Origin of the sequence: Amycolatopsis sp. NPDC102389, from assembly GCF_044765885.1 — a bacterium.
In the GTDB taxonomy this organism is placed as follows: Bacteria; Actinomycetota; Actinomycetes; order Mycobacteriales; family Pseudonocardiaceae; genus Amycolatopsis.
The window spans coordinates 53,606-67,408 of the sequence record NZ_JBIWKX010000001.1 but is presented as its reverse complement, the minus strand read 5'-3'; the positions used below and the strand labels follow the sequence as shown (position 1 = coordinate 67,408).

Here is a 13,803-nt window from a genome sequence, read left to right as displayed (position 1 = left end):
GCCGTTCATTCGGCCCTGAGTGTCCGCCGCAGGCTCTCCAGATGCCGCCGGAGCACCGTGCGCATCAGCTCCGGCGAGGTCCGGCCCGTCGCCAACGCGAGCCCGTCAAGCAGCGCGGCCAGCCGCTCGGTCTCGACGGCCAGGTCGAGGCCGTCGAGCAGGCCGCCCGCGTCGTTCGCGCCGTCGAGCACGCGGCGGACCAGGGCGCGGACCCCGGCGTACATGCGGGCGGCCTCCTCGGCGAGGTCGGGCCGGTTCTTCGCGGCGGCCGAGAACGCCAGCCAGACGTCGGTTTCGGCCCGGGTCTGCTCGGTGAGCGGCAGTAGTTCGCCGAGGAGCGCTTCGGTGATTTCCTGCCGCCGTGAGCGTGGTGTCGCGGGGTCGAGCAGATCGGGGAGGTGCCGCAGCAACCGCGTCTCCAGCCGGTCGCCGAGCGCGCGCATGGCGAACACGATCAGCTCGTCGTGGCCGCGGAAGTAGTGCCGCACCGAACCGATCGCGAGGCCGGCTTCCTCGGCCACGCTCCTGAGTGACGCCTGGGCGAGGCCATCCCGCTGGATCACCCGGAAGACGGCTTCGGCTATCTCCAGGCGGCGGGCCTCGGGGTCGACGATCTTGGGCACGTTGTCTTTATAGCACGACCTTGCTATTTTATTTGGCACAGTCATGCTACAAAGGGGGAGTTCATGAAGACCTGGTTGCTGATCGCGCTGGTGGTCGCCGTGGTGATCGCGATCGTCGTGCGCAGGCTGCGCGGCGAGCCACTGGTGGCCCGTGACGTGTTCGGGGCGCCGGTGATCCTGCTCGGGATCGGCGTCTACGGTTTGGCCAAACTGGAGGCCTTCACCTTCACTGACGGTCTCTGGCTCGTGCTGGGGTCCGCGGTCGGCTGCGGCCTCGGCGCGGTGCGTGCCGCCACCACGAAACTGTTCGAGCGCGAGGGCGTTCTTTGGCTGCGCTACACCGGCTGGACGTTCGGCGTCTGGGTGCTGTCGCTGGTGGTGAACTTCGGGATCGGTTTCCTGGCCACCACGGCGGGGGCGCATCCCGACGCGCGGCCGGTGACGTTGTCGATCGGCGTCAGCCTGCTGGGGGAGGCGCTGATGATCGGTAAGCGCGCGAAGACGACGGGGCTGCCGTACGCCCCGCCGTCCGAGTCGCTGCTTTCCCGCCGCTAGGCCAGTTTTCGGACTTCGCCGACAAGGAGGTCGAGGTCGTCTTCGGTGTTGAAGTAGTGCACCGAAGACCGGACCATCGGCGGGAGCCCGCGCTCGGCGAAGTCGAACTGGGCCGACGTCGCCTCGGTGACGCTGACGTTGATCTTCGCCGAGGCCAGGCGCTGTTTCACTTCCTGCGACGGTGTTTTCGCCACGTCGAACGTGACGATCCCGCACTTGCGCAGGCCCTGGTCGCGGACGTGGACGCCGGGGATCTCGCTGAGCGCTTCACGCAGTTTCGCCGCGAGCGCGGCGACGCGGGCTTCGATGGCGGGCATGCCCCATTCGAGGGCGTAGTCGATCGCCGCGCCGAGGCCGTGCAGGGCGGCGTGATCGCGTTCCCAGACCTCGAACATCTTCGCCGTCGGATCGACTTCGTAGCTTTCGGGCGCGGTCCACAGCGCCGAATGAAGATCGAGCATCGCGGGCTCGACGCGTTCGCGCAGGCGCGGGTGCGCGTAGAGGAAGCCGGTGCCCCGTGGTCCGCGCAGGTACTTGCGGCCGGTCACGCTGAGCGCGTCGCAGTTCAGGCGCGCGACGTCGAGGTCGATCTGGCCGGCGCTCTGGCACGCGTCCAGCAGGAACGGGATCCCGGCTTCGCGCGCGACCGCGCCGATCTCCTCGGCCGGGTTCACCAGCCCGCCCTGGGTCGGCACGTGGGAGACGGCGATCAGCTTGACGTCGCCGTCGACGCGGCGCTTGAGGTCTTCGACGTCCAGCTGTCCGGACTCGTCGTTCTCGACCACCTCCACGACGGCGCCGGTGCGCTTCGCGATTTGCAGGAAGGAGATGACGTTGCTCGCGTACTCGGATTTCGCCGTCAGGATCCGGTCTCCGGCGGAGAAGGGCAGCGCGTAGAAGATCGCCTGCCAGGAGCGGGTCGCGTTGTCGGTCAGGGCGATGTCGTCGGGGCCGGCGCCGACAAGGCGCGCGGCGGAGGCGTAGACGCCGTTCATCCGCTCCACGGTCGCCGCGGCCTGCTCGTATCCGCCGATCAGGGCCTCTTCGCGCAGGTAATCGACGACGGTGTCGGTCACCCGTGCGGGCGGCAGCGACGATCCGGCGTTGTTGAGGTGGACCACCTCCGCGCAGCCCGGGGTTTCGGCGCGAGCGCGGGTCACATCGAAGTCCGTCATGCCTAACTGAATACAGTACGGGCGAAGTGCATGCAATACTGTGCCGATGACGAGGAACCTGCTCCGGCGCGACCTCGCGGAGGAGATCACCGCTCGCGTGCTCGACGGCCGGATCGCCGCGGACAGCCGTATCAACGAGGTGCACCTCGCCCGCGAACTGGGCGTCAGCCGGACCCCGTTGCGCGAGGCGCTGATCGGGCTGGCCGATCGCGGCCTGCTCGTCTCGGCGCCGAACCGGGGCTTCCTCGTGCCGCCGTTCGATCCGGACGAGGCCAGGCAGCTGTATCCGCTCGTCGCGGAGCTGGAATCGCTCGCGCTGCGGTGGAGTTCGCCGCAGGACCTCGCCGGGCTCACCGGCGGTCTGGACCGGATCGCCGCCGAGATGGCCGTGGAACTCGGGCGGCAAGGCGATCTGTCCACTTTGGATGATCGCTGGCACGCGCTGCTCGTCTCGCGGTGCACGAACACCCATCTGCTGCGCCTGCTGGAGCAGACGAAGCCGCTGCTGAAACGCTATGACGCACGCTATTTCGGTGGCGTCGAGCGGTCGAAGGAGAGTATCGAGGAACACCACCGGATCGCCGAGGCGATCCGCGCGGCGGACCTCGATGCGGCCGTCGGGCTGCTCCGGCGGAACTGGGTGAAAACGTTGGCATATCTGGAAGACATGGGGTGACACGATGTTCGTGACGGCACATTTGAGCGACAACCATCTCGACGGCGGGGACCGCGCCGACGAACGGACGGCGCGGGTCATGCGGTACCTGGAGGGCCTGGCGACACCGGTCGACGCGATCCTCGTGACCGGTGACATCTCCGACCACGGCACCGTCGAGGAGTACCGGCGCGCGGCCGAGCTCTTCAAGACCGATACTCCGCTGTTCACCTGCCCCGGCAACCACGACAAGCGCGGCCCGTTCCGAGAAGGGCTGCTCGGGCAGGCGCCGGACGAAGGCCCCGTCAACGTGGCGCACACCGTCGGCGACGTCACGTTCGTCATGGCCGATTCGAGTATCCCGGGCAAGCCGGACGGACAGTTCGACGACGAGACCATGGCCTGGCTGGACGACGTCCTCTCCGGCGGCGACGGCCCCGCCTTCATCGCCTTCCACCACCCCCCGGTCGCGCTCGGCCTGCCGCTGGTGGACGCGATGCGCCAGTACGGCGAGGACAAGCTGGCCGAGGTGCTCGCTCGTCACCCGCGCGTGGTCGCTCTGCTCTGCGGGCACGTCCACACCGCGGCGTCGACGACGTTCGCCGGTGTGCCGCTGCGGTCGGCGCCCTCGGTCGGGTCGAGCATCCTGTTCCCGTGGGAGGAGAACGGCCTCCGGCACTGGGCCGAAGGTGGCCCGGTCGACTACGACCTGCCGCCGTCGCTGCTGTTCCACGTGCTGCACGACGACGGCAGGCTGACCACGCACCAGCGGGTGGTCCCGGCTTAACCCCCGAACACCGGCAGCGTGATCCGGGACGGATGCGCGGGGTCGTGGAAGATCTCGAACCGCGCGGGTTTCCCGTCCACCGCGCTGAAGACCGGTTCGTCGGTGCCGTGGTTGCGGGCGAAGCGCGGGAACGCGCCGCCCGCGACCTGCACCCGCAGCCGGTGGCCGCGCCGGAACCGGTAGGCCGTCGGGTCGAGCGGGATCTCGGCCGCGACCACACCGTCCACATCGGACTCAGGACTGCCGGGACGCAGGCGGAGAACGCCGTCGGTGACATTGCGCGAGACGCCGCGACGGTCCACATCGCACAGCCGGACGAAGACGTCACCGTGCCCGAGGTCGGTCCGGACGTGCACCAGCGCGGAGATCTCGCCGATGACGTCGAGATCGCGTTCGAGCACGTCACCGGTGAAGAGCAACACGTCCCGCCGCGCCTCGACGTCCTTGTTGTCCTGCTGTTTCTGCACGCCCGACAGCAGCGGCCCGCCGACGGTCGGCGTCGGATCGGCCGGGTCGAAGGTGAACGTGCCCGGCTTCGACTCGACGGGTTCGGTGACGGAAAGCCCGCCAGGACGCAGGAAGTACGGGGTGGCGCCGGACTTCGGCGGCCAGCTTTCGAAGTCGAGCCAGCGCCCGGAGCCCTGGAGATACAGGCGCACGGGTGACTGCCTCAGCGGCGCGCGATCGCCGAGGAGATGGGCGGAGAGGAAACCGATCTGGTCGGTCAGCAGGGTTTTGAGGCTGGCGGGTTCGCCGTGCGCCCACGGGCCGATGGTGATCCGCGGTTCGCGTCCGGCCGCGGCGAGTTCCTTGAAGTCACGCAGCTGGGCGGAGATGAACAGGTCGTACCAGCCGGTCACCATGGTCACCGGCGTCGTCAGCGCTGCGACTTCGGCGCTGTGGTCGGACGGCGCCCAGAAGTCGTCGCCGGGTTCGGCGTGCGCGGAGACGTCTTGGAGGAACCGCACCTGCTCGCCGATGGCCGCGACGTCGGCGCCGGAGACCGGTAGATGCGCCATGGCCCGGCGGGTCTTCTTCGTCTGCCAGGGATTCGGCAGGCCGGCGAACCGGCCTTCCTGCCGTCCGATCAGCGCCGACCACGACACCATGTTGTCGACCGCGAGGATCCCGCCGGGATAGAAGGTCGACACGAATTCCGACGCGGTGACACCGAGGCAAAGCGCTTCGAGCGGCTCTTCGAGGTACGGCGCGACGGCCCATTGCGTGTGGCCGAGGTAGCTCGCGCCCGCCATCGCGACCCGGCCGTCGCACCACGGCTGCTCGCGCAGCCACGCGACGGTGGCGAGGCCGTCCTCCTTCTCCAGGTGGAACGGCCGGAACTCGCCGCCGGAGCCGAAGGTCCCGCGCGTGCTCTGGAGGACCGTCTGCAACCCGTGCCGCGCGAACGTCTCGCCGAAGATCTTGCCCATCAGGCCCTTGCGGCCGTACGGCGTGCGGATCAGCACGACCGGCCGCGGCTCGTCGCCCGGAACGGCGTAGCGATCCGCCAGCAGGCGGACGCCATCGGGCATCGGGACGGGGATCGCCTTGGTCACCGAGGGGGCGGGGCCCTCGGCGGGCGGGAGACCGAGGTACCGGTCGAGAAGTCGGTCGAGCACGCGGGCCGCCTTTCGCGCGGAGGATCACCTTCCGCTTACGACCGTACTCGCGTGGCCTCTCGCCCGCCTGAAATGAAAGCGTCCTTCATCGCGAAGTCCGCGATGAAGGACGCTTTCGTGGCGCGGGGCGGACCGCCCGGTACCGCCCCGCGGGTCTTCAGGAAAGCCGGGCGAGTGTCTCCGGCTTGAGCAGTTTCGCCAGTTCCTCGGCGGGCAGAAGGCCCTTCTCGACGACGAGTTCCGCCACGCCACGCCCGGTCTCGAGCGCTTCCTTGGCGATCTCGGTCGCGGCCGCGTACCCGATGCTCGGGTTCAGCGCGGTCACCAGCCCGATCGAGTTCTCGACGTAGCCGCGCATCACGTCGGCGTTCGCGGTGATCCCGGAGACGCACCGCTCCGCCAGCACCAGGCAGGCCGACCGCAGATGCGTGATGCTCTCCGAAAGCGAGTGCAGGATCAGCGGTTCGAACGCGTTGAGCTGCAGCTGCCCGGCCTCGGCCGCCATCGTGACGGCGACGTCGTTGCCGATGACCTCGAACGCGACCTGGTTGACCACCTCGGGGATGACCGGGTTGATCTTGCCGGGCATGATCGACGACCCCGCCTGCACCGGCGGCAGGTTGATCTCGTTGAGCCCCGCCCGGGGCCCGGAGGAGAGCAGCCGCAGATCGTTGCAGCTCTTGGAAAGCTTCACCGCGATCCGCTTGAGCACCCCGGACAGGTGCACGAACGCGCCGCAGTCCTGCGTCGCCTCGATGAGGTCCGCGGCGGACACGACGGGCAGGCCGGTGATCTCGCGCAAGTGCGCGACGGCGGCTTCGGCGTACCCGGGCGCGGCGTTGAGCCCGGTGCCGATCGCGGTCGCGCCGAGGTTGATCTCGTGCAGCAGCGCCACCGCCTCGGTGAGCCGAAGCCGGTCTTCGCCGAGCATGACCGCGTAGGTGCCGAATTCCTGCCCCAGCGTCATCGGGACAGCGTCCTGCAACTGCGTGCGGCCCATCTTCAGCAGATCGTGGAACTCGACGGCCTTGGCCGCGAAAGCCTGTTCCAGCACGACCATCGCTTCGGCCAGTTCGCGCACGGCGATGATCGTCGCGACATTGACCGCGGTCGGGTACGCGTCGTTGGTCGACTGCCCGAGGTTCACGTGCTCGTTCGGGTGCACGCGGGCGTAATCGCCCTTCTTGTGCCCGAGCAGTTCGAGCGCGCGGTTCGCGATCACCTCGTTGGCGTTCATGTTCGTCGAGGTGCCCGCGCCGCCCTGGATGACGTCGACGACGAACTGGTCGTGCAGCGCGCCTTCGCGGATCTCGCGGCACGCCCGGCGGATGGCGTCGGCGACGTCCGGCTCCAGCAATCCCAGATCGGCGTTGGCCCGGGCGGCGGCCTCCTTGACCGAGGCGAGCGCCTCGATCAGGTGCGGGTACGCGGAGATCGCGGTGCCGGTGATGGGGAAGTTCTCCCGCGCCCGGGCGGTGTGCACGCCCCAATAGGCGTCGGCGGGGACTTCCTTGTCTCCCAGCAGATCGTGTTCCACGCGGTGCATCGAAGGCTCCTCAGGCGGCGAGGTGAAGTTCGGCCAGCGCGCCGGTCACGCGCAGGCCGGGGGTGGGCTCCAGCACGGTCTGATCGACACCGCACAACGTGAGCGCGGCGGCGAGCACCGGCCGGCGGGCGCGGTCACCGCCGTCGGCGATCTTGATCGCGATCGCCGTCCCGTCCGGGAGGGCGGCGACCTGGACGGCTTCGAAACCGTCCTTGGCGATCAGGCCGGGTACCGCGCGCATGAGCGCGGTGACGTCGCGACGGGTACCGGCGACCAGTTCCGGATGCTTCCGGATCCCTTCGGCGACAAGGCCTTCCGGTGTTCCCGGCGCCGCCGCGGCGATCTTGCCGACCGCGCGGGCGAGGCCGCGCAGCGAGACCGCGAACAGGGGAGCGCCACAGCCGTCGACGGCGACCTTCGGGATCCGCTGTCCGGTCAGGTCTTCGACGCACTCCGCGATCGCGCGCTGCAGCGGATGCGCGGCGTCCAGATAGTCCTTTGTGGACCAGCCGTGCCGACGACAGGTCGCGAGCATCGCCGCGTGCTTGCCGGAACAGTTGTGCGCCGGCTTCGAGGCGCTCCGCCCCGAAGCGATCCAAGCGTCGCGCTCGACCGGGTCGAACGGCAGGTCTTCCGGCGTCCGCAGATCTTCCGCGGTGAGCCCGGCACCGTCGAGGGTTCTGAGCACCTCGGCCAGGTGGATCTCTTCGCCGGAGTGGCTGGCCGCGCCGACGGCGAACCCGGCGGCGCTCAGCTCGACCCCGAGTCGCGCCATCGCGGTGGCCTGCAAGGGTTTCGCCGCCGAACGCGGATAGAACGCCGCCTCGACGTCGCCCGCGGCGAACAGGACGCGGCCGTCGGGCGCGAGCACCACGGCCGAACCGTGGTGCACCCCCTCGACCATGCCATCGCGAAGGACGTGCACCAGCGGTTCGTGCGCGGGAACGCGGATCTCGGGGATCACAGCTTCGTCTTTTCGAAGACGTCCATGTTGATCCGCTTGCGGACCCCGAACCAGCCCGCCACCAGCGCGAGCCCGATGATCGGCAGGCAGTACAGGGTGATCCGGCCGGTCTCGTCGAAGCCCATCAGCACCACGACCGCGGCGAGGAAGACCAGCGTCGCGATCTCGGTGTAGGGCGAGAACGGCAGGCGGTACGACGGACGCTTGACCTCGCCGCGCTTGGCCTTGCGCACGAACAGCAGATGGGACAGCACGATGATCGCCCAGGTGCCGAGGATGCCGACGGCGGCGAAGTTCAGCACGATCTCGAAGGCCTGGCTCGGCACGACGGCGTTCAGGCCGACACCGACGACGCAGACCGCGGAGGTGAGCAGAATCCCGCCGTAGGGCACGTGGTTCTTGTTCATCACGCCGGTGAACTTCGGCGCGGAGCCGGCCAGCGACATCGACCGCAGGATGCGGCCGGTGGAGTAGAGGCCCGAGTTCAGGCTGGACAGCGCCGCGGTCAGCACCACCAGGTTCATCACGTTGCCCGCCTGCGGCACCCCGATATGCGAGAGCACGGTGACGAACGGGCTCTCCTGCTTCGAGTAGGCGTCCCACGGCATCAGCATCGTCAGCAGGATCACCGAGCCGACGTAGAAGATCCCGATCCGCCACATGATCGAGTTGATCGCCTTCGGCATGATCTTGCGCGGGTTCTCCGTCTCACCGGCGGCGACGCCGACCAGCTCGACCGAGGCGTAGGCGAACACGACACCCTGGACGATCAGCACCATCGGCAGCACCCCGGCCGGGAAGATCCCGCCGTGGTCGGAGATCAGCGAGAAGCCCGGCGTGGTGCCGTCGATCGGCTGCTGCGTGACCAGCAGGAAGATCCCGATCCCCATGAACGTCACCAGCGCGGCGACCTTGATGATGGCGAACCAGAACTCCATCTCGCCGAACAGTTTCACCGAAACCATGTTCAGCGCCAGCACCACCGCGAGCGCGACGAGCGCCAGCACCCATTGCGGGATCGGGGTGAAGAACGACCAGAAATGCGCGTACAGCGCGATCGCGGTGATATCCGCGATACCGGTCGTCGACCAGTTCAGGAAGTGCATCCAGCCCGCGACGAAAGCGCCCTTCTCGCCCATGAATTCCCGGGCGTAGGAAACGAAGGCGCCGGAAGAAGGGCGGTACAGGATGAGTTCGCCGAGCGAGCGCACCACGAAGAACGCGAAAAGGCCGCAGACCGCGTACACGATCGCCAGTGCCGGGCCCGCCTGCGCGAGCCGTCCGCCCGCGCCGAGGAACAGGCCGGTGCCGATGGCCCCGCCGATCGCGATCATGTTGACGTGGCGGGGTTTCAGCGCTTTGTCGTAGCCGGCGTCACCGGCGTCGGCCGGCACCGGCGCGGCTTTGCCGTCCGCGCTGAGGGTCTGTTCGGTCACGGTGTCAGTCGTCCTTGTTCTGGTGCGTCGTGTGGCTTGGCCGCACGATGGTGGTGAGCGCGTTCTCGACGTGCTCGAGATGGGAGGTCATCGCCGCGATGGCGTCCGCTTCGGAACCGGAGGCGATGGCGGTGACGATCTCACGGTGCTCGGTGTTCGAGCGGGTCCGACGGTCCCCCAATTGGTTGAGAAAGGACGACTGGCGCGCCAGCGCGTCCCGGATCTCTTCGATGACCTTGCCGAACACCGGATTGCCCGAGGCCTGCGCGATGGTGATGTGGAACAGGGAGTCCAGCGCCACCCACGCGGTGTTGTCGGTTTCGAGGTCCATGCGCTCGACGAGGTGACCGAGCAGGTCCAGGTCGTCGGTGCTGCGGCGCACGGCCGCGTATCCGGCGACGGGGATCTCCACATGCCGCCGGACCTCGAACAGGTCGCGGGCCGAGTAGGTCCCGAAGGTGGGGTTCTCGACCGGCCCGGTGGCGGTCACGAAGGTCCCTTTGCCCGTTTTGGACACGGTGAGGCCGAGCGCCTGCAGTCCCCGCAGTGCTTCGCGGACGACCGAGCGGCTGACCTCGAACTCCTTGCCGAGCGCGGATTCCGACGGCAGTTTCTGGCCGACGGGGTACTCGCCACGCTCGATGGCGCCGCGGAGATGGGCCAGAACGGCTTCCATCGCGCTGACGCGTCGTGGACCACCATGTCCGGCTGTCTGGCTGTCAGACAGGTTCATGAGACGAGATCGTGCGGTCGGTCCAACACTTTGTCAAGAGATCAGCCGAGGGCCGCGATCCAGCCTGCGAGGTCAGCGTCGATGGGGTAATCGCCTGAGAAGTGAAAGCCGTGCTGGGCACCTTCGGAGACGCGGAGTTCCGTGGTGACACCGGATTCCCGCGCGGAGGTGGCCAGTGTCACAACGTCGTCGAGCAGGGGGGGGGGGGGGGGGGGGGGGGGGGGGGGGGGTGTGGGGGGGGGGGGGGGGGGGGGGGTGGGGGGGGGGGGGTCGCCGCCCCCCCCCCCCCCCACCCCCCCCCCCCCCCCCCCCCACCCCGGTGAGCTGAACGCGGATCAGGCGGGCACCTGCCAGGACTGGCCCGCCGCCCCGTCGCAGGTCCGGATCACCAGCCGCGTGCCTTCGGCGGTGCCGCCGCCCTCGACGTCGAGGCATTTGCCGGACTGCGGGTTGACCAGCGTCGAGCCCTGCCGCCGCCAGGTCTGCGCCCCGGTCGTGTTGCAGTCCCAGAGTTGCACCCGCGTCCCGTCCGCCGTGCCGCTGTTGGCGACGTCCAGGCATTTCCCGAGCGCGCGCAACGTCCCGTTCTGCACGGCCCACGTCTGCGCGGCGGTGCCGTTGCAGTTCCACAGCTGCACCGCCGTGCCGTTCACGATCTGCGAATGGTCGACGTCGACGCATTTCCCGGTCACGCCGATGATCCGCCCGGCCGGATACGGGGTGCCGCTTCGGATCAGGTACTCGCTGTTGGCCACGTTCCAGTGCGTGGCGAGATAGCTGCCGGGCGCGGGATTGGTGTGGAAGTAGTCGTCGCCGAGGCAGTCGATCTGGTTTTCCGGCGCGCCCGGGCACACCTTCTTCAGGCCGCCCGGCGGGAGGCCGCCGTCGTCGTAACACATGATGTCTTCGTCGTCCCAGCAATGGCCGTACGGCGTCGCGTTCGGCGCGCTGCCCTGGACGGCGCCGAGGTTGTGCAGGAGTTCGTGTCCGGTGGCCTGCCAGCTCCAGCATCCCGTGCCGACCGTGGCGTAGTGCGGGCCGCCGTTGTACGGATTGCTCGCGCCGGGGCTGTCGTTGCCGCCGTTGCCGAACGCGAGCCCGCAGCCGCCCGCGTCGTACCAGACGATGTACTTGCGGTCGGCGCGGTTGTAGCCCTGTGCCTTGATGGCGTTGGTGATCGTGTCCACGTTGGCCATCGCGGACTGCGCGATGACGACGTTGGCGACCGTCGCCCGGCAGCTCGCGTCGTGCACGTACCGGACGTGCCGGACGCCGCCGCCGAGCCGGGCCGCGGCTTCGACGAAGATGTCGTCGATCTGGCTGGTGAAAGTCTGGAATTGGCCGGCGAACTGCCCGTATCGGTCCGCTTGCGTGTTCCCGCGGACATAAAGCGCTTGAACGCGTTTTCCGCTGACGCCGTCACCGTCGCAGACCGCCGAAGCGGGAGCCGCGGCCGCCACGGGAGCGGGCAGGGACAGGACGCCGAGCGCCAACGCGGCGCCTGCCACGAGTCTGAGGAATCTTCCGGTCATGCCGAACCGCCTTTTCATCGCAGGGATGAGGCATCCGGATGCGTCAAAGAGGTCTAGACCGCCAGGAATCATAAGCACCGGAAGGTGGGCATGTCACTGACAGAACAGGACACACGTCACTTCTGTTCACCGAGGAGTATCTCTTCGAGCAACAGGTCGACGTCACGGGCGGACTCGGCTTCGCCTATCCGGTGGAACGTTTCGGCGGCGCGGAGCGCGCGGCGGGCGGCCTCGCGGACGCGGCCGGCGGCGCTGAGCACGTGGGCGGCCACGTGGTCGAGCTGCGCGACGAGATGCTCCCGGACGGGCGCCGTCTCGGTTTTCACGGCGTGCACCGCGGTTTCCGCGGCGTCGAGCGCGCTCAGCGCCGCGTCCAGGTCGCCGGACCGCAGCCGGGAAAGCGTCGCGGCGTTACGGCAGGTGGCTGCCACATAGCCGCCGCCGATCGCCGAGGCCGCGTCGGCGGCTCGCGCGTAGAAGTCGGCGGCGTTCGCGCCGTAGCCGAGCAGGTCGAGTTGTTCGGCCGCGGCCATGCTCACCGAGATGTAGGAGTGCCCGGTGTCGCCCGAATCCTGGAGGATTTCGGCGAGGACGGCGTATTCGTCGAAGGCACGGGAAGATTCGCCGAGCGCGCGGTAGCTGTCGGCGTACATCCACCGGCAGCGGTGGTCCCAGTCCGGTGAGACGGCGAGCAGGGCGATGGCGCGGGGAGCGACGTCGAGCACTTCGTCGTAGCGGCCGGCACCGTGCAGCGCGGTGACGAGGACGTACCAGTGTTCCGCGGTGTCCTTGCCTTTCGAGGCGGAGATACCGAGGGACGCGTAGGCGTCGTCGACGGCTTCGACGAACCTGCCGGTGCCGATCAGCGACAGCGCCCGGAGGTGACGCAGATGTCCGCGCAACCGTTCCGGGCCGCCCACAGGCAGCGTCGCCAGCAGGTGCTCCACGAAGACGTCCAACTCGTCGAGCGATCCTGTGCGCTCGTAGGCGATCCGGACCTGTTCGACGGCCTCGACGGCCTTCTCGCCGACGTTCCCGACGATGAACGCGTCCGTCGCCGCCCGCGCGAGTTCCAGTGTGGCCACCGGATCCTCGCCGTCGCCGTTCCGCAACGACGCTTCCAGACAGAGAAGAGTCCCGTGGAGCAAGGGATCACCCGCTTCGCGAGCCCGCTCGGCGCCCCGCCGCAAGGCCTCGTACGCCTCGGAAACGCGGCCCTGTCCGGAAAGCACGTGCGCCAGCCAGTATTCGCCCCAGCAGGCGGCGCGCTCGTCCGTCCCGGCGCGCAACCGGGCCGCGGCCACCGTCGTCAGCGCGACCCCGGTCTCCACCTGATCGTCGAAGACGAGCCACAGGCCGAGCCAGCACTGGTTGAGCAGGAACCGGATTTCGTCGCCCTGGCGCCGGAATCCGGCGGCCGCGTGGCGCAGCCGCTCCTCGGTGTCCTCGCCCTGGAAGAAGATCGCGCGCAGTTCGCTCAGCCGAGGGGCGATCTCGTCCGGGACGCTTTCGATCGCGTCGAGACAGGCTCGCGCCTCCTCCGGTTCGCACCGGTGATTGTGGATCTCCGCCCGGACGACGAGTTCCTCCGCGGACAGTCCCGGCGGCGGCAGGATCGGGATCCGGGGGAGTGCCGACGGCAGGAGCGGGACGAATTCCGCGACCGGTTTCGCGGCCATCTTCCGTTCGGCGTAGCCGGTGAAGTAACCGGTGTGCTCGCGTCCGTCGAGTTCCTCGGCTTCGACGAAGGCCGCCGCCCGCATCCGCTGGTGCAGCCGGCTCAGGGAGACACCGTCGTAGGGTCCGTTGAGGACGAACGGGATGTCGCCGTATCCGGTTTCCGTCAACCGGCGGGTGAGCAGTGCCGCCGAGGCGAAGAACTCGAGCCTGCCGACGGCGTCCGGATGATCGCCGACACCGTCCAAAAGCGACAGAAGATCGAGACCGGTGTGCTCGTTGCCGGTGAGGGCGCAGAATTCCAGCCGCAGCGCGTGATCGACGTAGCGGAGCGGATCGCCGGACGAGGCCCTGGTCACCCAGCGATACGTCGACGAGGCCTCGGCGTATTTGCCGGCGGCGGCCAGCGGCACCAGGGTCCGGCAGAGCCGGGTGATCTCGCCGGCGACGGCGGAGTCGTTCTCACCCGCGCGGCGTGGTTCCACTTCCATGGTCCTGCCC

General features: G+C 69.1%; 12 protein-coding genes. 3 read left to right on the top strand and 9 right to left on the bottom strand.

The annotated features are described in order from the left end of the window. Nucleotides 1-5 precede the first annotated feature (5 nt). Nucleotides 6-623: a TetR/AcrR family transcriptional regulator gene (locus ACIRGA_RS00270; RefSeq protein WP_400935079.1), complete on the bottom strand. Its 618-nt coding sequence runs from the start codon at nucleotides 621-623 to the stop codon at nucleotides 6-8. Nucleotides 624-686: 63 nt separating this feature from the next. On the opposite strand from ACIRGA_RS00270, the gene ACIRGA_RS00265 reads away from it, so the two are divergent. After that, a complete protein-coding gene (locus ACIRGA_RS00265; protein WP_400935078.1) occupies nucleotides 687-1,178 on the top strand; it encodes a DUF1453 domain-containing protein in 492 nt (163 codons plus the stop codon). Here the strand turns inward: ACIRGA_RS00265 and ACIRGA_RS00260 are convergent. Then, on the bottom strand, nucleotides 1,175-2,353 hold the full coding sequence (locus ACIRGA_RS00260; protein ID WP_400935076.1) for an aminotransferase class V-fold PLP-dependent enzyme: 1,179 nt from the start codon (nucleotides 2,351-2,353) through the stop codon (nucleotides 1,175-1,177). The genes ACIRGA_RS00265 and ACIRGA_RS00260 overlap by 4 nt on opposite strands. A gap of 46 nt (nucleotides 2,354-2,399) precedes the next feature. On the opposite strand from ACIRGA_RS00260, the gene ACIRGA_RS00255 reads away from it, so the two are divergent. Both ACIRGA_RS00255 and ACIRGA_RS00250 read left to right on the top strand, forming a co-directional pair. Next, nucleotides 2,400-3,029 (top strand): GntR family transcriptional regulator, encoded by a 630-nt coding sequence (locus tag ACIRGA_RS00255; protein ID WP_400935073.1) that lies wholly within the window; start codon nucleotides 2,400-2,402, stop codon nucleotides 3,027-3,029. Between the two features lie 4 nt (nucleotides 3,030-3,033). After that, nucleotides 3,034-3,795: a metallophosphoesterase gene (locus tag ACIRGA_RS00250; protein WP_400935071.1), complete on the top strand. Its 762-nt coding sequence runs from the start codon at nucleotides 3,034-3,036 to the stop codon at nucleotides 3,793-3,795. On the opposite strand, the gene ACIRGA_RS00245 is transcribed toward ACIRGA_RS00250, so the two are convergent. The 7 genes from ACIRGA_RS00245 to ACIRGA_RS00215 all read right to left on the bottom strand — a co-directional run bounded on the left by ACIRGA_RS00245 (nucleotide 3,792) and on the right by ACIRGA_RS00215 (nucleotide 13,793). After that, the gene (locus ACIRGA_RS00245) at nucleotides 3,792-5,414 is read right to left on the bottom strand and encodes a CocE/NonD family hydrolase (protein ID WP_400935069.1); all 1,623 of its coding nucleotides are present in this window, start codon (nucleotides 5,412-5,414) and stop codon (nucleotides 3,792-3,794) included. The two genes, ACIRGA_RS00250 and ACIRGA_RS00245, sit on opposite strands and share 4 nt — an antisense overlap. A gap of 157 nt (nucleotides 5,415-5,571) precedes the next feature. Continuing rightward, on the bottom strand, nucleotides 5,572-6,960 hold the full coding sequence (gene aspA, locus ACIRGA_RS00240) for an aspartate ammonia-lyase (RefSeq protein ID WP_400935067.1): 1,389 nt from the start codon (nucleotides 6,958-6,960) through the stop codon (nucleotides 5,572-5,574). Between the two features lie 10 nt (nucleotides 6,961-6,970). After that, nucleotides 6,971-7,924, bottom strand: a complete 954-nt coding sequence (locus ACIRGA_RS00235; RefSeq protein ID WP_400935065.1) for an asparaginase — start codon at nucleotides 7,922-7,924, stop codon at nucleotides 6,971-6,973. After that, nucleotides 7,921-9,360 (bottom strand): amino acid permease, encoded by a 1,440-nt coding sequence (locus ACIRGA_RS00230; protein ID WP_400935063.1) that lies wholly within the window; start codon nucleotides 9,358-9,360, stop codon nucleotides 7,921-7,923. Before ACIRGA_RS00230 ends, ACIRGA_RS00235 begins: the two co-directional genes overlap by 4 nt. Before the next feature lie 4 nt (nucleotides 9,361-9,364). Next, a complete protein-coding gene (locus ACIRGA_RS00225; RefSeq protein WP_093934717.1) occupies nucleotides 9,365-10,036 on the bottom strand; it encodes a FadR/GntR family transcriptional regulator in 672 nt (223 codons plus the stop codon). 392 nt (nucleotides 10,037-10,428) lie between these two features. Next, nucleotides 10,429-11,625, bottom strand: a complete 1,197-nt coding sequence (locus ACIRGA_RS00220; protein ID WP_400935060.1) for a ricin-type beta-trefoil lectin domain protein — start codon at nucleotides 11,623-11,625, stop codon at nucleotides 10,429-10,431. Between the two features lie 116 nt (nucleotides 11,626-11,741). Beyond that, nucleotides 11,742-13,793 (bottom strand): hypothetical protein, encoded by a 2,052-nt coding sequence (locus tag ACIRGA_RS00215; RefSeq protein ID WP_400935057.1) that lies wholly within the window; start codon nucleotides 13,791-13,793, stop codon nucleotides 11,742-11,744. Between the last annotated feature and the right edge of the window lie 10 nt (nucleotides 13,794-13,803).

Excerpts from the sequence above, each read along its gene's own strand:
- ACIRGA_RS00225 (WP_093934717.1), bottom strand. The coding sequence starts at position 10,036 with ATGGAAGCCGTTCTGGCCCATCTCCGCGGCGCCATCGAGCGTGGCGAG.
- aspA (WP_400935067.1), bottom strand. The coding sequence starts at position 6,960 with ATGCACCGCGTGGAACACGATCTGCTGGGAGACAAGGAAGTCCCCGCC.
- ACIRGA_RS00250 (WP_400935071.1), top strand. The coding sequence starts at position 3,034 with ATGTTCGTGACGGCACATTTGAGCGACAACCATCTCGACGGCGGGGAC.
- ACIRGA_RS00215 (WP_400935057.1), bottom strand. The coding sequence starts at position 13,793 with ATGGAAGTGGAACCACGCCGCGCGGGTGAGAACGACTCCGCCGTCGCC.
- ACIRGA_RS00255 (WP_400935073.1), top strand. The coding sequence starts at position 2,400 with ATGACGAGGAACCTGCTCCGGCGCGACCTCGCGGAGGAGATCACCGCT.
- ACIRGA_RS00260 (WP_400935076.1), bottom strand. The coding sequence starts at position 2,353 with ATGACGGACTTCGATGTGACCCGCGCTCGCGCCGAAACCCCGGGCTGC.
- ACIRGA_RS00265 (WP_400935078.1), top strand. The coding sequence starts at position 687 with ATGAAGACCTGGTTGCTGATCGCGCTGGTGGTCGCCGTGGTGATCGCG.
- ACIRGA_RS00220 (WP_400935060.1), bottom strand. The coding sequence starts at position 11,625 with ATGACCGGAAGATTCCTCAGACTCGTGGCAGGCGCCGCGTTGGCGCTC.